Consider the following 22539-nt stretch of genomic DNA (forward strand, 5'->3'; position numbering starts at 1 on the left):
CCCGCCGGCGCACTTGGTAGGCGCGCCCGATCGCCCGTATCGCCTTGGCCGCGCGAGCGCCGATCGGCCTCCGCGGTGAGGGGACTTCGCGGTCGGAGTCGCCCACGTCCTTCGGCGAGGACGAGAATCCTGCGCCTTCTGATTCAGTCCGGGGCCCGGTCCTCGAACCGCGCGCGGAGCTCGCTCAGGTGCCGCGAGATGTCCTTGCGCTCCAGGGCCTCGAGCCGCCCCAGGACCCGCAGCCCCGCCTCGCGTTCGCCGACCTGCAGGCTGGCGTGGATCAGGTTGAAGCCCGCGGTCGGCCCGTGGACCGCCGGGTCGTAGACGGGCTCGATCAACGCGACCGCGCGGCCGGGGTGCCCGGTGCGACCGAGGTCGCCCGAGATCATCATCAGGGCGTCGCCGTACTCGCGGGCGCGGGGCAGGGCCTGGGCGTAGAGCTCGAGCGCGCGCTCCGGGTCCTGGGCCTCGAGCGCCGTGCGAGCCAGCCAGAGCTGGGCACGCCAGCTTCCGTCGAGGGCCGCGACCCGCTCCAGGGCGGTGATCCAGCCGGCCTCGCCGTCGCGCTCGCGGGCGATGGCCCCCCACCACTCCACGGAGTTGGGCACGTTCGGATCGAGCTGCAGGGCTTCCCAGAGCAGCGCCTCGGCGCCCTCGTGGTCCCCGCGATTCGCCCGCACCTTGGCCAGGTTGGTCAGCACCACACCGCTGGGTCCGGCCGACGCGACCTGGGCCTCGAGCACCGCTTGGGCCTCGTCCAAGCGGCCGGTCTGCATCAGGGCGATGCCCAGCATGGTCGCCGCCCGCTCGCGATTCGGATCGACCTCGATCAGGGCCCGGGCGCTCTCCAGCCCGTCCTCGAACCAGCCGCGGCCGAAGGCGTCGACCAACAGGGCATAGAGCTGATCGGGCTGCTGGCGAACCGACTCGAACATGCGCGGCAGGATCCCCGTGCGGTACTCCTCGGCGTCGATCAGCACCGCGTTGCCCTCGCGGTCGAACATGCGGATCGCGTTCGGCGCGGCCGCGGGCGACTGGGGTTCGACTTCCGCAGTCGCGGACGCTTCAAGCTCCGAGGACGCCGCGTCGAGCACGGGCCGCGATGCCCGCCCCGTTTGATGCGTCGCCTCGGGCGGTTGCCCCGACGCTTCGACCGGACCACGCCGGGCATCCTGCGGCTCCCTTGCGGCGTGCCCGCCGCGGCCGAACAGTCGCTTGAAGATTCCCATGGTGTGCTGCAGATCAAGGGACGCGCGCGGCCGTCGACGCCGAACCGGTCCCGGTGCTCACGCGCCGGTCGAAGCCTCCCAGGCCATCACCAGAACTTCGGAACCGTCCTCATCTCGACGCACCTCGATCGACGCCAAGCCCGACTTCTCGAGGACTCGCTTCGAGGCCAAGTTCTCGGGGCTCAAGGTCGCGATCACCCGCCGCAGCCCGAAGCGCTCGCGCCCCCACTCGATCATCGCCGTGACCGTCTCCGTCGCCAGGCCAGCGCCCCAGTGGGCTCGCAGGAAGGCGTACTTGACCTCGGCCTCCTCCTGCCCGCCGGGGTGCACGAGGCCGCAGTAGCCGACCACCTCGCCGGACTCGGCCAGCACCACGGCCGACATGCCGTAGCCGCGGGTCGCGTAGTTGCGGCGGGTGACCTCGATCCAACGGGTGCAATCCCCGCGCGGGATCGGCTGACCGTCGTCGACCCAACGCATGGCTTCGGGATCGCTGTAGACCGCGAAGAGCGATTCCTCGTCGTCGAAGTCGAGCTCGCGGACGATCAGGCGTTGGGTGGTGAACAGCTCCATGGGGTCCTCGGGTGTGACGGCGGAGCCTAGGACCGCAAGGAGTGCCGTGCCAGCGCCCACGCGCCGATCTGGCCACTCCCCGTGACCGCGGCGTGCCCGCCGCCTAGTCGGTCCCGAGGCCACACGCCCAAGCCCCTCTTCGCCCCGATCGCCCCGATCGGACGTGCCTCGACCAGTCCCCCCACTGGCCCCCGAAGATGCCGATGCGCCCCACTTCCTGGCTCCCGCTCTGTCTGTCGATCCTCGCCGCCCCCGCCCTGGGCGCGCCCCACGACGGCGGGGGTAAGCCACGCCCTCCGGTCGCGATCACCTACGAGCTGGTCGCGGGTTCCGCCGGCGCCACGACGATCAACTACGCGATCGAGCCGCAGCGGCAGGCGACTGCAATCCGCGCGCAGATCCAACTGCCCCACGGCGGCCGAGTGCTCGAGCAGAGCCGTGCGCAGACCGCGTGGCTCGACGCCGGCCAGTCCGTCACCGGCTGGGCTCGCGTGGAGCTGCCCGGCGGTCCGGGGGCCAAGCAGGTCGAGATCGAGGCCAACCTGGTGATCGCGACGCCGGACGGCGGGATTCCGGTCGCGTGGAGCGAGTTCGTGACCGTCGGGACGGGCTCTCTGCCCATTGACGCACCCCTCATGCAGCGCGCCGGCGTCACGACCCGCGAAGTGCGGGCACGCCGCACGCGGGAGGACGGGGACCGGCGGGAGCGGATCCTCGCACCCTGGTCTGAGTCCTCGGCTCCCGTCGTGCGCGGCGTCTTCAAGTACGTCGACCGCGACTACAACATCGACGGCTGGACCGGCGCCGAGCCCGAGCGGCCGATCCGGCTCGCTCGCCTGCAGCTGATCGACACGGCCAGCGACCAGGTCCTGGCGACGGGCGCCACGGCCATGGACGGCAGTTTCGAACTTCCGCTGACCGGCGTGGGCGCGGCGGACCTCCTGGTGCGCTGCGACTCCGTCTGCGAGACCTTCGAACCGGCGTTGCTCGAAGCGACCGACATCGACCTGGTGCCCTACTCGGTGACCAGCGCCACCTTCGCCGGCTGGGACCTCGGCGTCGAGCTCGACGTGGGCACCGTGGTGGCTCAGAAGAGCTTCAGCGGCACCAAGCAGGGCAGCGGCTTCGCCCAGCTCGACGTGATCGTCGACGCGAGCCTGTACCTCGAGCACCTCGGCGCGGCACCGGCAGCAGCCGGGATGCGGTCCATGTGGCCGGGTGGCACCCAGAGCCAAGCGTCGGGCAACAACGTGAACCTCGCCAACGGCGACGGCTACGACGACTCGGTGCTGCTGCACGAGCTGGGCCACGTGGTCGGCTTCCTCTACTCCGACACCGACCACGACGGCGGCGGTCACTTCTTCGGCGACAGCGACCAGTATCCGAGCCTGTCCATGGGCGAGGGCTACGCGAGCTTCTTCGGCGGCGCCGTCCGACAGTTCGCCGGCGTCGAGGACCCCGGGATCTATGCGGATCTGAAGGGCGGACCGTCCACGGGCCTCTCGTCGGTGCAGCTGCGCCTGGACTTCGAGAGCGGTCAGCCCTGGGCCAGCCTGATCGGCGGGGAGGCGGACGAGGTCGCGGTCTGCTGTGCGCTCTGGAACCTGGTCGACACGGCCGCGACCACCGACGGCGACACCGTCGACGACGACGGCATCGACGGCAGTTTCCTGTTCCCCGGCGGCCTCGACGGCGACGCGCTCCTGTGGGCCTCCTACACCGGGCAGACCGTGCTCGAGGCCGAGCAGCTGAACGTGTTGGACGTCTTCGAGGGGCTCTTCGCCGACGGGCACGCGACGGAGTACGACCTTCTGACCCAGGCCTTCGACGAGTGGAAGATCCGCTTCTACGCCGACGCCAGCGAGCCCGACGGCGAACCGTCCCAGGCCACGCCACTCGCCCTGGGAAGCTGGACCGAGACTCACACCCTGTACGCCTCGGACCAGGACCCGCCGGTCCCCGGCGACGGCGACGAGGACCACTACAGCTTCTGGGTCGAAGCCCAGCAGTTGCTCGAGGTGCGCACACGCTACCCCCAGGGTGTCGCCGATGCGGAGACCTATTGCGACCCGCTGCTGGTTCTGATCGGCCCCGACGGACAGATTCTCGAACTGGATGCGGACAGCGGCGTCGGCCGCAACGCGCTGATCGAGCTGGCCACGCCGGTCGCGGGCGAGTACCGCGTCGTCGTCAGGTCCCAGAGCCCCCACCGCCGGACCGGCTCCTACCAATTGCGCGCGCGCGTGACCGGCGCGGTCCAGCCGCCGACCCTGGCGTCGATCGCGCCGGCGGCAATGGTGACCCTCCACGACGGCTCGCTCGACGGCATCACTCTGGCCGGCTCGGGTCTCGCTGCGATCACCGAGGTCAAGCTCGGCTCGACGCCGATTCCGACCTTCTGGATCACGGGCGACGACCAGATCAGCTTCCTGGTCCCGCTGCTCTCGGAGCTGGGCACCCTCGATGTGGTCGTCAGCGGCCCGGCCGGGAGTGCACAGATCCCGATCCAGGTCTCGGCCGCTCCGACGCCGACGATCCTGGCCGGCAACGGGACCCTCTTCTGGTCCCTCGACTCGATCAATGTCCGTGCGGCCGCGGCCCCGGGCGAGACCTTGGTCGTGGTGCTGGCCCTCGAACAGGGCGTGACCCATCTACCGGGCCTGGTCGAGTTCGCGATCGGCAACGGAACCGTCCATCCGATCTGGTTCACGCAACTCAACGCTGCGGGCATGGCCGAGATGGCCTTCCCCCTGCCGCCCGAGTTGGGCGGTGGTCTCGACGTGTGGCTGCAGGGCGCCGCGGTCGCTCCGGGTGGCCCGCTGCCCCTGGTAGCGAGCAACGTCGAGCCCGGGAAGATCTTCTGAAGCCAACAGGGGGGGGCGGGCAGCGAATGCTCGCCCCCCGCGGATCCGGGACACGCCGAGGTCGGGCGGCGCCGCTACCGGGCCCTGGACGGTCCTCGGCTCAAGCCCCGGTGGCGCCGAGCTTGCTGACGATCCAGGCTTCGGCCTCCGGGCGGCTGCGGAAGACCTGGGTCTCCATCGGCGCCGACTCGAGCATGATCTCCCACATCCGGCTGAGTCCGTAGTGGAGGTCCTTGAGCGCCACCACGGCGATGATCATGCCAGGGTTCACCACGCCGGCCCGTCGGTCCCGCTCGGCAATGGCGCGGACCTCGTCCTCCCCGGCCTCGACTTCAGCCACATCCTCGAAGTCGACCAACAGGTAGGTGATCGCTCGCGTGACCTCGTCCGACCCGAAGAGCACCTCCTTGACATCGAGTAGTTGCCGCGCACTGACGGTCCCTCGCCCTCGAAGCAAGATTCCGCCGCCATCCAGCTTTTGAACTTCGATAGCCATTGTTCTAGTCGGCGCCGCTCTGACCGACGCTGCTCCCACGAACCCTCGACGGGTTGATAACACGCAGCGCCGCCAGGGTCCAATGGTGCCGATACACCTCTGCGGCCAGGGGCCCCCTCTGCGGCCGGGCGCCCACCGAGGTCGCGCCATTCGCAGCAGACAGGGCCGCGTCAGGACCTGGGGTCAACTCCAGCGCGACGGCCGGAACGTCGAACCGGCGGTCTCGCACCACCCGCGTGCGATGGCTTCAGGGGTCCAGGAGCTCGCGTAGGCGGGCGATCAGCTCCTCCTCGTCCGGATAGCCGGCGCCGAAGGGGCGCGTGAGCCAGTTGCCGCCCCGCGTCGAGATCAGTTCGCCGTCCGCAGTCAGATCGAATTGGCCCCTGCGCCCCGGCTCGAGGGTGACGTCCTGGCCCAACCATTCCTTGATGGAGGCAGCGAGACCCGCTGCCCTACTCTGGTTGCCGCTTCAGGTCGGGCAGTAGCGGATGGTCAGCTTCATGGTCTGCGCCGGTTGTAGTTCGATCGCGCCGTCCATTCAACGCGCCTCGTCGCTCAGCCTAGCGGCCAGGTCTCGCCTGCCGCGTGGGTCAGGTCCAAGCGCGGCGAGAGCTCGTCGTCGAAGCTCACGTCCCACTCGAGCACCGTGCGTCCGTCACCGACGGCGCTGGGCGCGGGCTGGTAGGGGGGCGCCGACGACGCAGGGCGCATCCAGCACTCGGGGATGTAGACCTCGACCCCCTCGCCCGCGGCGCTGCTGCCGTGCAGGAAGCGGGTGGCGCCGTCATCCAGACGCGCGAGCTCCGGCCGCAGCTCGTAGCACACTCCGCCGGCGCCCTCGATCCAGGCCACGACCTCGTCGATCTCGGCGTGATCGAAGAGCTGCCCGATCAGTCTCACCGCCTGGGATCCCGCCAAGGGTCGATCGAACTCCAGCACGAAGAGCCCTTCGGCCACCTCGCTCAGCCTGGCCCGTCGCGGACCGGGGCGCTCGTGCTTGCAGGCCTCGGACAACTCCAGGGTGGCCCGCTGGATCGCCGCCGGTTCCGCGGTTTGCAGGAGGAAGAGATTGGGCTGGCTCATGGCGCGGCGTGGGCCTGGCGACCAAGTTGTCGAGCGCGACGGGACCCGTCAAGCGACACCAAAGACGCGTCTGCGAAGGCGTCTCCCACAGGCGAAACGCCCGGTTGGCGGCTTTCGAGCCCGACAGGCGCTACGAAGACCGGCTCCAGTGACCGCCAGAGGTCCGTGAGCGATGGCTCGCCGGGCTAGACTCGTCCCATGCTCGCGCCCCCGGGTCTACTGACCTTCGTCTGGTTCCTCTGCTCGGCCGCCACGCAACAGCTCGCGGTCCCGAGCGCTCCGGTCGTCGAGCTCGAGTCCCTGCACTTCGAGCGCATCGTGCTCGATGTCGACTACCACAGCGAAGGTGTCGGCGTCGGAGACTTCGATCGCGACGGCGACCTGGACGTGGTCGCCGGACCCTATTGGTACGAAGCGCCCGACTTCCTCGAGCGACACGCGATCTACCCCGCCTTCGCCTACCCGATCACCTTCTACGCCTTCGACAGCTTCCTGACCTTCGTGGAGGACCTGAACGCGGACGGCTGGGACGACATGTTCGTGGTCGGCTTTCCGGGCACCGCGGCCAAGTGGTACGAGAATCCGAAGGGCCGGTCCGGCCCGTGGGCCGTGCACGTCGTCCTCGACGGCGTCGACGGCGAATCACCTCTGTTGGCGGACGTCGACGGCGATGGAATCTCGGAGCTGGTCTGCGCTCACCAGGGTCGCCTGGGCTTCGCCGAGCGTGATCCGGTCGATGCGACCGCCCCTTGGACCTTCCACCCGGTCAGTGACCCGGCCGGCCCGACACTCTGGGGCCCGTTCTTCCACGGGCTCGGCCTCGGGGACGTGAACGGCGACGGTCGTGCGGACCTGCTGACGGCGATCGGCTGGCTGGAGCAACCGCCGTCCCTCGCGGGCGATCCGATCTGGCCGCTGCACCCGGCCATGCTCGGTCTGGGTGGAGCTCAGATGTTCGTCCAGGACGTCGATCTGGACGGCGACGGGGACGTACTCGCGGGTTGGGCTGCCCACGGCTACGGCCTCCACTGGTACGCCCGGTCCGAGACGCCCGGCGGTACCGTGTTCGAGCCCCGGACGATCATGCCCGCAGCGCCCCCGAGCACCTTCGGCGGCGCCGCGGCCCCCTTGCAGTTCAGCCAGCTCCACGCCCTGGCCTGGGCGGACGTGAACGGCGACGGCCAGCTCGACCTGGTCACGGGCAAGACCTTCTACGCCCACAACGGCACGGACCCGGGCTTCGACGACCCGGCGCTCCTGGTGGTCTGGCTGCTGCGCAATGGCGGCCAGCGCGCGGACTACCGCCCGGTGATCGTCGACGTGGACTCAGGCGTCGGGCGTCAGGTCATGGCCCGCGACATCGACCTGGACGGTCGGGTCGACATCGTCACCTCCAACAAGAAGGGCACCTACGTGTTCCTCCAGCGCTGAGCCGTGGCTGGGGGCGCCGGGGCGCTGTGCCCGCCCGCCGTCGATCTCAGGTAGTGAACGAGAAGCGCGTCATCGGCGCCGCGGCTTCCGGTTGCGTGCGCCGGGGAGCGTGGCCGACGAGGGCGCGCTCGTAGAAGCCGATCGCCGTCGAGTTGGCGTCGAAGACGTCGATCGACCAGGTGCCGGTCAGCTGCGCGCAGATCGCCAGCAGGGCGCGCCGGGCCAGGCCCGTCCCCCGCTGCTCGGGCCGCACGAACAGGTCGTAGAGCACCCATTGAACGTCCTGGCCGATAGCGGCGGCGTAGCGCTCGCCCATGACGAAGGCGAAGCCGACGGGGACGCCGCCGTGCTCGATGACGAAGGGAAACAGGTCGCCCGGACGCTCGACCCAGTCCGCCTGTAGAGGCGCGTCGGCGTCGATGCTCGAATCGAAGCTTGAGATGGTGCGCCGATAGTCGGCGAAGAACCCGCGCAGGGCCGGCAGGTCGTCGGCGGTGGCGGTGCGGACGCAGCCTTCTCCGTCGAGGTCGAGCGGTTCGGTCATGGCGTCCACAATCTCGCGGCCGAGAGAGCGGGCGTCAAGCCCGGGATCGTGGAGGTCTACCGTCCCGGGGGGCGGCGAACCGCGGCCCTCCGCCGGCGCCGTCGGCGGCCCGGCGTCGCTCGACGAGTCCGCGCTCCTGCGCCTCCTCGCCCTGCTCCCATCGGGCGCGGATCGATCCCTCCACGGCCGGAGCCCTGTCCTGGGGCCACGTTGCGCCGCGATGAGCGTGGGCACGCAACGCCTCACCGAGCTCTGGGGATCGCGGCCCGACCGCCCCAATCTTCGCCTGACCCGCCCCTCGCGGGAGCCCCGACGGTCGCCCATGAGTGCCCCCATGTCCGCCCAAGTCCCCCAGAACCGGATCACGTCCCTCAACGGCCGCCCCATCCGAGCCGAGGGCGAGTTCGTCCTCTATTGGATGATCGCCAACCGCAGGCCGCGCTGGAACTTCGCCCTGCAACGGGCGGTCGAGCTGGCCGCGGAGACGGACCGACCGCTCCTGGTGCTCGAGCCCCTGCGCGCGGGCTACCGCTGGGCCAGCGATCGCCACCACGCCTTCGTGCTCCAGGGCATGGCCGCCAACCGCAAGGCCTTCGCGGGCACCCGGGCGACCTACCGGGCCTACGTCGAGCCCGAGCACGGCGCCGGAGCGGGCCTGGTGGAGTCCCTGGCCGCGCGGGCCTGCGCCGTGGTCACCGACGACTGGCCCTGCTTCTTCCTGCCGCGCATGACCGCCGCACTGGCCGGACGCGTCGACGTGGCCACCGAGGCGATCGACTCGAACGGCATCTACCCCCAGCGCTCCACCGATCGGGTCTTCACCACCGCGGCCAGCTTCCGGCGGCACCTGCAGAAGAACCTCTACCAACCGCTGCAGCGCTTTCCCCTGGAGGACCCGCTCGCGGATGCCAAGCTGCCGCGCTTGGGCAGCTTGCCCGCGGAGCTCGATGCGAGTTGGCCGGAGCCGAGCGAGGCCCTGCTGAGCGGCTCGGCCGAAGCCCTGGCGGAGTTGCCGATCGACCACGGCGTGACGCCGGTCGACGATCGTCCGGGCGGCTGGCGCGCGGGGCGTGAGCGCCTGGCTGCCTGGCTCGAGTCGGGCTTCGCGCGCTACCACGAGTCCCGCAACGATCCGGTCGACGAGGTCGCCAGCGGACTCTCACCCTGGCTGCACTTCGGGCACCTCTCGGCCCACGAGGTCTTCGCCGCCATCGCCCGGCGCGAGAAGTGGTCGCCGGACGACGCTGCGGACGTGGCCAGCGGCTCGCGCGAGGGTTGGTGGGGCATGTCGCCGCCGGCGGAGTCGTTCCTGGACGAGCTGATCACCTGGCGTGAGATCGGCTTCAACCGCTGCACGTTGACCGACGACTACGACCGCTTCGAGAGCCTGCCCGCCTTCGCGCGCGAGACCCTCGAAGAGCACACCAGCGATCCGCGCGAGCACCTCTACGGGCTCGAGACGTTCGAGCGTGCCGAGACCCACGACGAGCTGTGGAACGCAGCACAGACCCAGCTCGTGCGCACCGGCCGCATCCACAACTACCTGCGAATGCTGTGGGGCAAGAAGGTGCTCGAGTGGACGGCCACGCCGCGCGAGGCCCTGGACGTCTTGATCGAGCTCAACAACAAGTACGCCCTCGACGGCCGCGACCCGAACTCCTACTCGGGCATCTTCTGGACCCTGGGTCGCTACGACCGCGCCTGGGGACCGGAGCGGCCGGTGTTCGGCAAGATCCGCTTCATGAGCAGCGACAACACGCGCCGCAAGCTCAAGGTCGGCGCCTACCTGGAGCAGCACGGCCCGGGCCAGCTGTTCAACTGACCGCCGGGCACCGCGCGGCTCCCGTGGGACCTCGACCACTTGGCGCGCGCCCCCCCGGTCCCGGGCGGCGTCGACCTGTCGCGCCCGCGCCACGCCCTGCCCGATGCCCCGACCTTCTGGGTCCTGGGCCCGTCGACGCTGGACCTGCCCCGCGCCCTGCGGATCCCGGTCTGGCCGATCGACCCCAACGACCCCAGGGGTTCACCGCCACCCGGGCCTCCACGCTCGACGAGCCGTAGCCGCGCCCCCGAGGTGGCGGTGCACGGCCCCGTGCTGCTTCCGCCGTGCAGCTTCGCGGCGACCGTCGCTGGTGTGCTCGGTCTCGCCGGATCCGCTTGGCGGGTCACCGGGACCTTCCACCCCGACGCGACGGAGCGCCCACCATGCACACTCGAGTCCACGCCGCCCTGTTCCTGTCCCTCTTCGCAACGCTCGCGGCCGCGGCGGCGTCCGCCCAGACCCTGTACACGTTGCACGGCAGCTTCGTGGACGAGCAGGTGGGTAGCGCGGGCCCCTGCGGCTATCCCAACGGCCCCTACCAGGGCTCGTTCCAGACCCTCGCTCCCTTCGGCTGCGCCACGGTCGGGACCTTGCCCGCCCCGCCGAGTCTCCTGGGCGACGTGGCCGTGGACCGCGTGGGCGATCGCATCTGGGTCACGGACGGACCCACGATCACGGGCTACGCCGTCGGCGGCGGCACGCCCCTGGCGTCCTTCGGCTTCGGCGCCGTCCTGCCGACGTTCGGCCCGCTGACGGGCCTGGGGTGCGACGGTGCGAGCGGCATCCTGTGGGTCACCGACGGCGTGCGCGCGGCCGGCCTGCTGCCACCCACGACCGGCTGCGCGGCGTTCCTCGCGGTTCCGAGCTGGACCCTGCCGGACCTGTTCACGACCTACACGGACGTGGACCGCGACCCCGTGTCGGGGGACCTGTACTTCTCCAGCGCGAGCGGCATCGTCGTCGTCCAGCCCCCCGGCGGCGGCCCCTTCGAGAGCTTCGCCCCGGCGGTCACCGGCGCCCTGCCGCCCCACTACGGCATCGCCATCGACCACAGCGCCGGCGCGGGCACCTCGACCCTGCTGCTCACCGACGGCGCGCTGATCGAGCGCGTCGCGCCCGGCGGGGCGCCGCCGACCTTCTACTGGCCCCAACCCGTGACGCCGGTGGTCTTCGGCGCCACCTGCGGCCTGGCCTACAGCGCCCACGGCATCACCTTCGGCACGGCCTTCCCGCCCGTCGGCCCGGTGCACGACTCGCGCGGGCAGAGCACGAGCCCCGCCCCCGGCTTCGAGCTGGGTCTGTTCGGAGGCCCGGCCGGCGCGCCGGCGTTCTTCTTCCTGGCCAACCAGCCCAACTGCCCCAGCACGCCCCTGCTCGGCGGCCAGCTCTGGATCGCCCCCTCGGCGACCCAGGTCGGCCAGGGCCTCGTCCCCGCCAGCGGCGACCTCCTGTTCCCCGCGCCGATCCCCCCGTTCCTGCCGACGCCCCTGACCCTCTACACCCAGGTCCTGGTCTTCGACGCCGGCAGCGCCTCATGGAAGGTCACCAACGGCCACGCCTTCTCCATCGCGCGGCCCTGAGCGGCGACGCCACGCGGGGCGTCAGTTGCGGAAGGCGAAGTACACCGCACCTACAAGGCACAGGGCCGCCCACAGGTAGTCGAGCTTCAGCGGCTCGCGCAGGTAGAAGAGCGCGAAGGGCACGAACACCGTGAGCGCGACCACCTCCTGGAGCAGCTTGAGCTGGGCCACCGAGAGCACGGTGTAGCCCATGCGGTTGGCGGGCACCTGCAACAGGTACTCGAACAGGGCGATGCCCCAGCTCACGAGCGCCGCCACGATCCAGGGTCGGTGCCCGAGTTCCTTCAGGTGGGCGTACCAGGCGAAGGTCATGAAGACGTTCGAGAGGGACAGCAGCAGGACGGTGGCGAGGATCGGGTGCATGTTCGGACGACCTTCGAAGCGGGGGGCGCGGTCGCAACGGCCGCGAGACTATCCGTCCCGCGGCTCCCGGGCGCCACGCCGGCGCGCACCCTGGCGCTCGACGCGCTCCCCCCACCTCGCCCCTTGTCGGCGGCCGGGCGCCACGGCAACCTCGCGCGGGTGAAACGCGACGAATCGATCGACCTGCGGGCCCACTCCCGGCGTGAGGTCCCCTTCGTGGTGGAACTCTGCCTGGAGGCCGCCGCGCGACTGGGTTGGAACACCGAGGTCCTCGACCCGGCCTTCGGCTACCTGTGGGAGGTCGAACTCCCCGGGGGACGGCGGCGCGCGATGGTCGGCGCCAAGACGCCCATCAACGACGCGGCCGCGGCCCAACTGGCGCTGGACAAGCACTACGCCGGGGTCGTGCTGCGGCGCGCGGGGTTCGGAGTGCCGGCCGGGGTGCGCGCCCTGTCGCCCAAGCACTTCGCGGACACGCGCTACGCCAAGGACGTGGGTCTGGATCCCGCCCTCGAGTTGGCGCGGGCCAAGGGCTTCCCCCTGATCGTCAAGCCCAACCGCCTCTCCCACGGGCGCTTCGTGCGTCTGGTCGAGACGGAGAAGGAGCTGCGCCGTGGCATCGAAGCGATCTGGGGCCTCGACCGCGTGGCCCTGGCTCAGACGGTCGTCGACGGCCGCGAGCTGCGGGTGGACGTGCTCGACGGTGAGCTGCTGGCGGCCTACGAACGGCGCCCGTTCACGGTGGTCGGCGACGGCGAGCGGGACGTGGCGACGCTCCTGAGGTCGATCGACTCGCGCTTCGAGTCCTTCGACCCCAAGACCCTCGCCAAACGCCTGGGTGAGACGCGCGAGGCGCGCTCGTCGGGGGGCGGCACGGGCCTCGCCCAACGGGTGCCGGCCCAGGGCGAGAAGGTCACCCTCGACGAGCCGATCCTGAACCTCAATCGCCTTTGCACCGCGGAGCTCTTGCCGCAGCTGCCGGACCGCTGGCGCGACTTCGCCGTACGCGCGGGGCAGGCCCTGGGCCTGCGCCTGGCCGGCGTGGACCTGCGCGTGCGCTCCCTGGCGGCCGACCCGTCGGAGGCCACGGTGATCGAGGTCAACGCCACGCCCCTCTTGGCGCAGTTGGCCCACATGGGGCACCGTGAGTTGGCCGTCTCCGGCCAGGCGCGGATCCTCGAAGCGCTGCTGCGCTCCTGAGGGGCGCACGGGCCGCCGCACGCGACGTCGCCGGCCGGCCCCGCGGGCGCGGGGTGCGTGCTACGCTCCCTCGGCCATGCTCGACAAGCTGCTATCCAAGCTCGGCCAGGGGTCCGGATCCAAGCCCGAGGGCAACCAAGCCGCCCTTCCGGAGCTGCCCTGGTACGACCTCCCGGGCGCCGATGAGCGCCTCGAGTCGGAGGTCGACGCGACCGACCGCGCGACCATCCGCACCTTCCGCACCAACGGCTTCGTGCAACTGCCCGGGGCCGTGGAGCCCGAGCGCCTCGACGCACTCCTGGCCAGCATCGACGAGATGTGGACCCTCGGCGATCCGCGCGTCTGGGTCGAGCACTACAAGCGCGAGCTGGTCGACGGCAAGCTGACCGAGGAGGTCCTGTGCGACCCGGTCGGCCCGCGCTGGCGCGGGGACCCGCACAAGATGCTGGACCTGCACGTGCACTCGGCCGCCGCCCGCGAAGTGCTGGCATCGCCGCAGTTCGCGCGCTGGCTGCACCTCTTGCTGGGTCCGAAGGTGGTCGCGTTCCAGAGCCTGGTCTTCGACCGCGGCACCGAGCAGGGCATGCACCGCGACACCAACTTCGTCGGGCTGCGTCCGGCCTGGCAGATGATCGCAGCCTGGATCGCGCTCGAGGACATCGAGGAGGGCTCCGGCGAGTTGCAGTACTTCACCGGCAGCAACCACCTGCCCGACTACACCTTCCCCCACGGCGGCAACTACCTCGGCGTGGGCCAGCCCCTGCCCGGCGACTACTGCGACCACTGGCACCTGTCGGCGGCCGAGCGCGGCCTCGAGTGCCAACGCTTCCTGCCCAAGAAGGGTGACGTGCTGATCTGGCACGCGGGCCTGGTCCACGGTGGCTCGCCAATCACCAAGCCCGACGCCACGCGACGCAGCTTCGTGACCCACTTCGCACCCGAGGGCGCGGTCCCGGCCTACATCTGGGGCGGCGGCGAGTGCCACCGCGTACGCCAGGACGAGGGTCTGTCGATGACGGCCGTCGTGCGCGGCGCCTGACCTCCATGGGCCTGGTCCGCACTCCCCTGCGCGTCGCCCGCGAGGCTGCGCGGCGCTGGGTGGTCCAGCCACTGTTCCGCGCGCGCGTCGACCCGCGGCTGGGCGAGCGGCCCTGGTACGACACTCCCGACGCCGAGCGGCGACTCGCGGAGCTGAAGTTGGACGCGTCCGACCGCGCGCGGCTCGAGGCTTGGCGGCGCGATGGTCTGATGGTCCTCGAGGGCGCCATCGACGAGGCGCGACTGGAAGCCTTGAGCGCTGCGGTGGAGGCGGCCTGGTCGGGGGCGAATCCCCGCGTCTGGGTCGAGCACTACACCGCCGACGAGGTGCTGTTCGACCCACTCCAGCCCCACTGGCGCAGCGAGCCCCACAAGTTGCTCGACCTGCACCTGCACTCCGCGGCGGCCGGCGCGGTCCTGGCTGCCCCGGGGCTCGCGCGTTGGTTGCACCTGCTGCTCGGCCCTCGCGTGGACGCCTTCCAGTCCCTGGTCTTCGAGCGCGGCACAGAGCAGGCCATGCACCGCGACACCAACTTCGTGGGCCTGACTCCGCCCTGGCAGATGGTCGCCACCTGGATCGCCCTGGAGGACATCGAGCCCGGCTCGGGCGAGCTCGAGTACTACCTGGGCAGCAACCACCTGGCGGACTATCGCTTCGCGGACGGCGGTCACTACCTGGAGCCCGGCGCCCCGGTCCCCGACGACTACTCGGATCACTGGCACGGCCTCGCGGCCGAGCTCGGCCTGGAGCGGCGCCGGTTCCTGCCCAAGCGCGGCGACGTCTTGATCTGGCATGCGGGCCTGGTCCACGGGGGTAGCCCGGTTACCGTCGCGGACTCCACCCGGCGCAGCCTGGTGACGCACTTCTGCCCCCGGGGAGCGGTGCCGGCCTACGCCTGGGATCGCCGGCGCCGCCTGACGCGCCGTCTGGACAGCGGCCTGCGCCTGACGGCCTTCCCCCGCCGTCGCCGCCGGGAGCGCCTGACGGGATAGGATCGAAGGGCCCATGGGTGTCCCCTCGTCCCCCCCCTCCCGCCGTCGCCCGCTGCTCGCCGTCGCCCTCGGCCTCGCGGCTGCCCTGCTCGCCGCCGAGCTGGTGGTGCGCCTGGCCCCCGAGCGCTTCGGCCTACCGCCGAGTTGGAATAGCGTCCAGGCCGGAGCTCCCGACTTCGAGGCGCGGCCGCACCTGCTCTACACCCACCGTCCCGCGGATCCGGCGGTGAACGAGCGCGGCTTCCTGGGCGCGGAGTGGCCGGGCGAGAAGGGCGCCGGCGTGCTGCGCGTGCTCTGCCTGGGCGCCTCGACCACGGAGGTGGGCAACGACGGCGGTCCCGAGGCCTCCTATCCGTTCTTCCTCGAGCGCGGCCTGAACCCGTACTTCGAAGGCAGCGGCGAGAGCGTCGAGGTCGTCAACCTGGGCCTCGCCGGCTGGACCACGGCCGAGACGTTGGTGCACTGGTTCCTCGCGGCCAAGGACCTGGAGCCGGACCTGGTCCTGATCCACCACGCCGCCAACGACGTGGCGCCGCGCATGTGGCCCGGGTTCCGCTCGGACTACGCCCACTACCGGCGGCCGTGGAGCCTGGAGCGGGGGGACCGCGGCCTGTTCTCTGGCAGCGCCCTCGTCGCGGCCATCGCCGGTGCGCCGCCCACGCCGACCCTCGACGACGCGGTCGTGCGTCCGAAGCGCTCGGAGGTGGCGGAGCTCGCGCCGGCCGGCCGCGCCGCCTTCCGCCGCAACGTCGAGTCCATCGCCCGCGACGCCACCGCCCAGGGCGCGCGGGTGGCGCTGGTGACCCTGCCCATCGCCAGCCGCGCGCAGTTCGGCTCCGCGGACCTCGAACCCTGGCGCATGGGCATCGCCGAGCACAACGACGAGTTGCGGTCGCTGTGCGCGCAAGAGGGCTACCTGCTGATCGACCTGGCCGCCGAGGCCGAAGCCGGCCACGAGCTGCTCGACGGCGCGTTCATCGACCTGGTCCACGTGGACGCGGACGGAAACCTCTGGAAGGCGCTCGCGATCGGCGCGGCGCTCGCGCAGGGCTGGGAGCCGTTCGCGCGCGTCGCGCAGACGCACTGAGCTCCGCGCGCACGGCGAGGACAGTCGTGGATCGCCGCGCCAGTGATCGTGGCACAAGGCCTGCGCGGCGGCGCTGCCACGGCCCGCGAAGATCGCCCGGACATGGGGGTTCCGGACCTGGACCTCGACGTGATCGAGGGCAACCACGGCCTGCGCGCTGCGACGGCTTGGCCCCTCCGCTCGCCCACCTCGAATGGGGCAGTGCCGAGCTGCAACCGGGCGATCGGGTCACGCTGGGCGACCTGCTCGGGCGGATCGATGCTCCGGACGGTCGATGGCCGCGTGGTCGTGAGGGACGTGGTCTCCGACGCCGCCCCCCGCAAGACCGGCCGAGATTCGGGATCGTCCGAGACACGGCAGCCGGGTCCCTGATTCCCAGCTCTGGCGGCGCCGCAGGGGCGCTCGCCCCAGCATCCAAGGAGTCCAACCCCATGACCGCCACGCGAACCTGCGCCGCCGCCCTCCTGCTCGCCCTCTCCGCCCAGGCCCAGACCGGCCCCTTTGCCGACGGTGAAGTGCTGGTGCGGGGCAATCTGATCGCCTTCGACTACGGCCTGTGGCGCGTGAACTTGACCACTGGCGAGGCGGACACGGTCGTGACCGGGCTGCTCCCCAGCTACAGCAAGTCCGGCTGGATCGCCTACGACCCCTGGCGCGAGGGGGTCCTGGCCTACACCTCCTGGGCCCCCGTGGGCATGTTCTCGGCGAGGCTGTACCTCTTCCGCGCGGACAAGACCGTGACCCAGCTCGGCTTCGTGGGCGAGAAGCTCACCGACCTCGCGCCGGTCGGCGACGGCCGCGTCTACCTGCGCCGCGACGGTGTGCTGCACCTGCTCGACGCCTCCAATCAGCTCGTACCGATCCCCGACGCCGCCGGTCAGCCCGTCGACATCGCGGCGGAACACCTCGTCTACCACGCGCCCAGCAACAGCCTGATCGGTGCGACGGGCACCGGCTACATCCAGCCGTGCAGCGCGTTCAACCAGCTCGTCGTCCACCGCCTGCCCCTGACCGCCGACGGTCTGGCCCTGTCGGGTCCGCCGACCTGCCAGACGTGGAATCACGGCTCGAGCGGCGCCCCGGTCGGCCTCGACCCCCTGCCCGACGGCGGGTTCTTGATGACGATCGCGGGCGGCGTGCTACTCGCCGACGACCGGATGGTGCGCGTCGATCCCTGGACCCTGGCCGTGACCCCCTGGGCCAAGTCGGAGTTCAACGATCTGGACGGCGGCTTCTGGTCCCAGGCGATCGGCGCCGCGGTGGTGCTCGAAGACAAGGACGACCTGCTGCGCGCCTACCAGAAGGGACAGCAGGGACCGGGCACGTTGGTTCCGGTCGCCGTCTCGATCGGCGAGAACACCTCCGGCTGGAGCTCGGACAACCAGATGATCGACATCGAGGTCGGCGCCGACGCCTGCGCCGGGTCCGTGATCGCCTTCGGTCAGGGCTCCAGCGGCAAGGCGGGCGTGGTGCCGCTGCTCGGTGCGGGCACCTGTCCCGAGGTCGGTGGAACGTTGCACCTGACCCTCGGCAACGGCGTGGCCGGGGCCACCGCGGTGATCGCCCTGTCCGCCGCCAGCGCGCCCTACCCCCTGTTCGGCGGCACTGGCTACCTGCTCCCGCCCCTGTTCGCGACCTACCCGCTGACCTTGAGCGGCTCCGGCGCCAGCGCCGCCATCGGCTTCGGCGCCGTGTCGATCCCGATCCCCTCCGTCGCGGCGCTGACTGGGCTGACGGTCTTCGCGCAGGGAGCCGTGGTCGACGCCGCCGCGCAGGAGGGCTTCGCGCTGACGGCTGGCCTGGCGGTCATCATCGGGTGAGGCTAGCGACTGCCCGTGAGCGATAGCGAGCGCACCCGGCGCGTCTCGCGGTGACGGGCGACTCGAGCGTCGGGTCGAGCGATGGAGTCCTGCGCCGGGCTGTCGATCGACGGCCCGGCGCACGACGGCAAGGCCTACTTCGTGACCGTCGCGATCGCATTGCTGGCCGCGAAGCCAACGGGACCGCCCGGATCGAGGATCCAGGACTGGACCCAGAAGGGCACGCCGGCGGGCAGGGTGACCGGCAGGGGCAGGGTGACCAAGAGGCTACCTGTGGCGCCGACCAGTTGAGGTCCGATCAAGAGTTGCGGGTTGGGCACGAGCGTCCCCCCGAACAGGGGCAGTCCGACCGCGTTCGCTCCGATGGCCAGGATCGTCGGGGCGCCGGGCAGCGCATTCGAGAGTTGGAAGACGGCCTGACCGCCGGCCACCAGGGGCGCCGACGAGGCCAGGTACGGCGCGCCGCCTGTCCCGGCGAGGGACTGGCCGAGGTTGATCCAGGGGTTCGGCGACAGGACGCCGACCGCGTCGATGTCGGCTCCAGGGCTGCAGCCCGTGGCGTCGCCCTCGAGCGGGTCGTCGGTGAGCCGCACGTAGCGGTACAGGTCGAAGGGCCCGATCCCGAAGCCGTCGAGGTCCAGACTCGAGGTGGCGCCGAAGACCTTGCCGAGCGACACCCAGCTCACCAGGTCGGCACTGAGCTCGACGAAGGTGTCCTCGACGTCGGGACCGACCTCGAAGATCCAGAGGTCCGGCTCGGGCGAGCCGTCACCGGAGATCGACACGCTCGTGAAGTCCAGCGTGATCGAGCCACCGGAGCCGAGGGTCACACTGGTCGGGACCTGGAGGCAGCAGGCAACCGATGCGTTCGGATCGGCGTCCGGGGCGCCCAAGGAGCGGCTCGAGTCGAGGTTGCAGGGGTTGGGCTCCACTCCCACGACCACCGGCGCAAAGCTGGCGACGGCATTGGCGTAGCTCACTCCCCCTTCAACCTGGACCACGAGCGCCGGCCGCCACGACTCCAACGACGCTTCGGCCAGGTTCAGTCCGAGCCCGTCGGTGGTGTTGGCGAGGATCGCGAGGCCGTGGTTCGGCGCGCCATTGGCCCAGGCCTGGACCGCGGCCGTGATGTCGACGGCCACGGTCTTGCTCGCGGACGTCACGGGGATCGTCGCGACCGCTGCGACCTCGGCCTCGATCCCGTCCGCGTCGACCCCGTCGCCGCCGAAGCTTCCGGCCCAGGTGGCGGTCGCCGCGTTCCAGGGCTTCAGCAGCCGGTGCACCGAGTGGGTGCCGTTGCTCGCCCCCGCTCCGGGCCCGCTCGTGAGGTACAGCAGGGCCCGCTGCACCTGGGCGCCGGTCGGGATCTGCCCGGCCCCCGAGCCCACGATCCCGTCGAAGCGCAGGAGCAGTTGGTGCTCGGGCGAGGAGTCCGAGTACTCCAGCGCGGACGCTCCGAAGGCCGTGGTCGGGAGGTCCGACGCCAGGCAGGTGTCGGCGGCGCCCAGGTAGGGCCCGGCGCCCGCGTCGATGCCCTGCTGGAACTGGAGCAGGCAGGGGGAGGGCACCGCACTGGCCGGGTCAGAGTGCAAGGCGAGCACCGCGGCCGGATCGGCGCCCACCGCGCCGCCATACACGCCCTTGTTGTCGAGCAGCACCCGCCGCACCGTCGCGCCCGGCAGCACGCCGAAGTCCGACAGGTCGATGGCCGCGGCGTTGATCGGCTGGCTGCCGGTCCCGCACAGGTCCTGGGTGAACCCCGTCGCCACCGGCACGTAGTTGCGCGGGGCCGTCCAGGTGCACAGGGACTCGACCAGGATCGACAGGGTGAAGGCCTCCGCCCCGCCGATCTCGAACACGACCAGGTCGGGGCCGGGACCGTTGCGCACGACGTTGTCGACGAAGTCCAGCCGGACCATCAGCTTGCCGAAGCACCAGGCCTCGGTGCTGTCGCCGTCGAAGAGGGCCGAGATGCTCTGGGGCACGGTCAGGCCCGGCAGGGTGTTCGCCGTGACGCAACCGGTCGCGAGCCCGCCGAACTGCGGGTTGGCCCCGGGCTGCAGGATGGCGAGGTCGGGCCCGGCCGCGTCGTCGAAGACGTAGCCGGCGATGGAGATCTGGGCCGAGGCCGCCGCTCCGAGCAGCAGCAGACAGGCGGCCGTCGAGAGGGGCCGAGCGAGGCGGGACATGGGGTTTGGATCCGGGTCAGGTCGCCGTGAGATCCGGCGATGGGGACGGGTTCGGCGTTCGGCGCAACGGCGCCGCTCGCAGGTCCGCGCTCTGAATCCGCGGGGAGGCAGGTGCGTCCCGGCAATACTCGCGGATCGAGCCCAGGTCACCGAGGGCGAGAGGCCACTCAACTGCCCCGCCTTGGTTCACCGCGACTCTCGCGGCCACGTCCGCCCGATCCCTCGGACCGCCCCCTACCCCACCCCCGTCGGCGGGCAGCGACGCACCGGCTCGCCCCACCAGCCCTGTCGGATCCTCGCGCGGACCCGGCGGCGCCCTCGTCGATGACGCCCATCCACCGGTCGTCGCGACCAACTCCCGCGCCAAGCGCCCACTAGCGACCGATCGCCGAGCCGCCCATCCTCCCGATGTGCCAGCGCCCGACCCCTGCCGCCGACCTCTCGATCGAGGGAGCGAACTCCAAGATCGCGCGCCCGCTCTACGCCATCCGGCTCGATCTCGCGCCCGATCCAGTCGGCTCCCAGCCTCGCCCGGAGCCCGAGAGGTAATGCCGACCTCTGATCGAGATTCACTGTCCAGCGCCGTGTTCGCCTTGTTCCAACGGAACAGGTCTTGGCGGCAATGGGGCAACTCCGCTCTCACCAGGGGACGATCGGCCACCCCGCGGAAGCTCCATCGGTGGCTCCAGCTCCAGGACACCAGCCTCCTCGAGAAGCTGGAGAATGCCGTAGTCACGCCGAGCTTCGTACCGCCATTCGGGGTACTCCACAGTCCGAAAGATCCCCGACGGATCGGAGGCGAGAATGCCGACGATCGTCTCGGCAACGATGGTGTTGCCGACCGGGCCCAGGGCGGGCCCCGTCGCGTCTCCGTGCTTCCGAGCCCCCAGCGGGCATCTGCGCTCTGGGGCCTCCCGCAGAACGTACTCCCACAGCGGCAACTCCTCGCCCCCGCGGACCGGCGCCTTGATCGCCTTCGCAAGCGTCTGACCGGAAGGCAACCCCTTCTCGAAGCCGGCCAGAAGTGTCCGCGCCGGCAGCGACGGCGCGCCTCCATCGTGAATCATTCCAAGCCTCGAATCGACGCAAGGAGCAATCCCATGAGCCATCTGAGGCGGCGGATCGACGTCAGAGACCTGAAAGAAGCGCCGCCAGTCCACACTCCAATCGGGTGGAAGCTGCTTGCCGCCCCGCAGGTCCTCCTGCGGATGCACCATCGCGCCCGGCGCGAGAATCGGGATGCCACGGACGCGAGCGTTCAAGTCGTAGGTCGTGCGAACCATCGCGTGCCCGAAGCGGAAGCCGGCCAGCGCGAACTCATCGGGGATCCGGGGCTCCCGAATCAGCGACCCAAGGGACCCGCCCCCGGCCTCGCCCTTCAACACCGTCACGGCCCGCTCGACCACTCGATCCACCACCTCCTTCGAGCAGATCTCCAACAAGTAGTCATGCAGGATGGCGTGTTGGAACCGCAGCCGGACCTGTGACCGCGCCCATTCGAAGGCCTCCGCGTCGCTCTCGTTCTGGGCCGACTCGCGCGCCTCCTGCATGAGGCGGTTGTGAAGCTGCAGGAATGCCAGGTGCATCTGCCCGACGAGAACGTTCTCGTCGTTCCTGGGGTCACCAATGAGGGCCGAAGTACGCAAGATCACGACGGAATCCGAACCACAGCGAAGGATCTCTCCGCCGACGAGCCGAACCCACGGGCCATCCATGGCGGGTAGGTGGCGCAACCGGCCCACGGTCCGCTCGAGGGGCTTCGCCAGCTCTCGGTAGCGCTCCGAACTCATGAGCTCGCGCCTCAGACGCGCGCTCTGAATGACCATGGCTCCGACTCGCGGGAGGTCCCACTCGACACGTGGCGTGGCCTCAGGTCTAGGATTCCACTGGGCGTGCCCGATCCTCAGTCGGTAGCGGTCGTCGTCGTCGTACAGGTGCGGCGACCCATGCGGCCCGTCGCCGTAGACCGAGTCGAGGTCGAAGCACACGCTTCGACGGTTCTTCCCCCCGCCGATGGCCGGACGGTGGAAGCTCACATCGTGGACGATGAATTGGCCGAAGTAGGTGTAGCCGGCCGGGATGCACCCTTCGACGCACTCCGCCGACAAGAGAGCCTCCGCCCGTTGCTCGAGCCAGCGCGTCTGATCCAAACGCCCAGACCCAGGGGGTACGAACGCTGGCTTCAGGCCGATCCAATCGGAGGCGGACTGCATGGTCGTGCCCTCCT

Annotated in this window: 19 protein-coding genes; 10 read left to right on the forward strand and 9 right to left on the reverse strand. The window is 71.0% G+C overall.

Annotation, left to right across the window (positions count from 1 at the left end; translation table 11 throughout):
- Positions 1 to 143: 143 nt before the first annotated feature.
- Positions 144 to 1004, reverse strand: coding sequence for a tetratricopeptide repeat protein (locus Pla133_RS18550; RefSeq protein ID WP_419191712.1), 861 nt, complete (start codon positions 1002 to 1004; stop codon positions 144 to 146).
- Between the two features lie 282 nt (positions 1005 to 1286).
- The gene (locus tag Pla133_RS18555) at positions 1287 to 1802 is read right to left on the reverse strand and encodes a GNAT family N-acetyltransferase (RefSeq protein ID WP_145067987.1); all 516 of its coding nucleotides are present in this window, start codon (positions 1800 to 1802) and stop codon (positions 1287 to 1289) included.
- A 203-nt stretch (positions 1803 to 2005) separates the two neighbouring features.
- On the opposite strand from Pla133_RS18555, the gene Pla133_RS18560 reads away from it, so the two are divergent.
- The gene (locus Pla133_RS18560; protein ID WP_145067989.1) at positions 2006 to 4666 is read left to right on the forward strand and encodes a hypothetical protein; all 2661 of its coding nucleotides are present in this window, start codon (positions 2006 to 2008) and stop codon (positions 4664 to 4666) included.
- A 100-nt stretch (positions 4667 to 4766) separates the two neighbouring features.
- Here the strand turns inward: Pla133_RS18560 and Pla133_RS18565 are convergent, their stop codons facing one another.
- The 3 genes from Pla133_RS18565 to Pla133_RS18570 all read right to left on the reverse strand — a co-directional run bounded on the left by Pla133_RS18565 (position 4767) and on the right by Pla133_RS18570 (position 6245).
- Entirely contained in the window at positions 4767 to 5123 is a 357-nt protein-coding gene (locus Pla133_RS18565; RefSeq protein WP_419195402.1) for a hypothetical protein, read from the reverse strand.
- Between the two features lie 286 nt (positions 5124 to 5409).
- Entirely contained in the window at positions 5410 to 5580 is a 171-nt protein-coding gene (locus tag Pla133_RS26520; RefSeq protein WP_419191713.1) for a SelT/SelW/SelH family protein, read from the reverse strand.
- Between the two features lie 137 nt (positions 5581 to 5717).
- Positions 5718 to 6245 (reverse strand): hypothetical protein, encoded by a 528-nt coding sequence (locus Pla133_RS18570; RefSeq protein WP_145067994.1) that lies wholly within the window; start codon positions 6243 to 6245, stop codon positions 5718 to 5720.
- Between the two features lie 198 nt (positions 6246 to 6443).
- Between Pla133_RS18570 and Pla133_RS18575 the strand changes: the two genes are divergently transcribed.
- On the forward strand, positions 6444 to 7676 hold the full coding sequence (locus Pla133_RS18575; RefSeq protein ID WP_145067997.1) for an FG-GAP repeat domain-containing protein: 1233 nt from the start codon (positions 6444 to 6446) through the stop codon (positions 7674 to 7676).
- A 46-nt stretch (positions 7677 to 7722) separates the two neighbouring features.
- Here Pla133_RS18575 and Pla133_RS26525 read toward each other — a convergent pair whose 3' ends face one another.
- Positions 7723 to 8220 carry a GNAT family N-acetyltransferase gene (locus Pla133_RS26525; RefSeq protein ID WP_419191714.1) on the reverse strand — a complete coding sequence of 166 codons (498 nt, stop codon included), beginning with the start codon at positions 8218 to 8220 and terminating at the stop codon, positions 7723 to 7725.
- A gap of 334 nt (positions 8221 to 8554) precedes the next feature.
- On the opposite strand from Pla133_RS26525, the gene Pla133_RS18585 reads away from it, so the two are divergent.
- Together Pla133_RS18585 and Pla133_RS18590 are read left to right on the forward strand one after the other, a co-directional pair.
- Positions 8555 to 10042, forward strand: coding sequence for a deoxyribodipyrimidine photolyase (locus tag Pla133_RS18585; protein WP_145068001.1), 1488 nt, complete (start codon positions 8555 to 8557; stop codon positions 10040 to 10042).
- A 383-nt stretch (positions 10043 to 10425) separates the two neighbouring features.
- A complete protein-coding gene (locus Pla133_RS18590; protein ID WP_145068003.1) occupies positions 10426 to 11622 on the forward strand; it encodes a hypothetical protein in 1197 nt (398 codons plus the stop codon).
- A gap of 21 nt (positions 11623 to 11643) precedes the next feature.
- On the opposite strand, the gene Pla133_RS18595 is transcribed toward Pla133_RS18590, so the two are convergent.
- Positions 11644 to 11985, reverse strand: a complete 342-nt coding sequence (locus tag Pla133_RS18595; RefSeq protein WP_145068007.1) for a DMT family protein — start codon at positions 11983 to 11985, stop codon at positions 11644 to 11646.
- A 159-nt stretch (positions 11986 to 12144) separates the two neighbouring features.
- On the opposite strand from Pla133_RS18595, the gene Pla133_RS18600 reads away from it, so the two are divergent.
- From Pla133_RS18600 to Pla133_RS18620, 6 genes are all read left to right on the forward strand, one after another.
- Positions 12145 to 13185 carry an ATP-grasp domain-containing protein gene (locus Pla133_RS18600; RefSeq protein ID WP_145068009.1) on the forward strand — a complete coding sequence of 347 codons (1041 nt, stop codon included), beginning with the start codon at positions 12145 to 12147 and terminating at the stop codon, positions 13183 to 13185.
- 76 nt (positions 13186 to 13261) lie between these two features.
- Positions 13262 to 14224, forward strand: coding sequence for a phytanoyl-CoA dioxygenase family protein (locus tag Pla133_RS18605; RefSeq protein WP_145068011.1), 963 nt, complete (start codon positions 13262 to 13264; stop codon positions 14222 to 14224).
- Between the two features lie 5 nt (positions 14225 to 14229).
- The gene (locus Pla133_RS18610; RefSeq protein WP_145068014.1) at positions 14230 to 15216 is read left to right on the forward strand and encodes a phytanoyl-CoA dioxygenase family protein; all 987 of its coding nucleotides are present in this window, start codon (positions 14230 to 14232) and stop codon (positions 15214 to 15216) included.
- Positions 15217 to 15229: 13 nt separating this feature from the next.
- A complete protein-coding gene (locus Pla133_RS18615; RefSeq protein ID WP_145068017.1) occupies positions 15230 to 16303 on the forward strand; it encodes an SGNH/GDSL hydrolase family protein in 1074 nt (357 codons plus the stop codon).
- Positions 16304 to 16345: 42 nt separating this feature from the next.
- Positions 16346 to 16675 carry a hypothetical protein gene (locus Pla133_RS26530; protein WP_145068021.1) on the forward strand — a complete coding sequence of 110 codons (330 nt, stop codon included), beginning with the start codon at positions 16346 to 16348 and terminating at the stop codon, positions 16673 to 16675.
- 59 nt (positions 16676 to 16734) lie between these two features.
- The gene (locus tag Pla133_RS18620; protein ID WP_145068023.1) at positions 16735 to 18123 is read left to right on the forward strand and encodes a hypothetical protein; all 1389 of its coding nucleotides are present in this window, start codon (positions 16735 to 16737) and stop codon (positions 18121 to 18123) included.
- 134 nt (positions 18124 to 18257) lie between these two features.
- On the opposite strand, the gene Pla133_RS18625 is transcribed toward Pla133_RS18620, so the two are convergent.
- Both Pla133_RS18625 and Pla133_RS18630 read right to left on the reverse strand, forming a co-directional pair.
- Entirely contained in the window at positions 18258 to 20312 is a 2055-nt protein-coding gene (locus Pla133_RS18625; protein WP_145068025.1) for a DNRLRE domain-containing protein, read from the reverse strand.
- Positions 20313 to 20881: 569 nt separating this feature from the next.
- Entirely contained in the window at positions 20882 to 22525 is a 1644-nt protein-coding gene (locus tag Pla133_RS18630) for a peroxidase family protein (protein WP_145068027.1), read from the reverse strand.
- Positions 22526 to 22539 lie beyond the last annotated feature (14 nt).

Origin of the sequence: Engelhardtia mirabilis (assembly GCF_007748095.1) — a bacterium.
GTDB lineage: Bacteria > Planctomycetota > UBA1135 > UBA1135.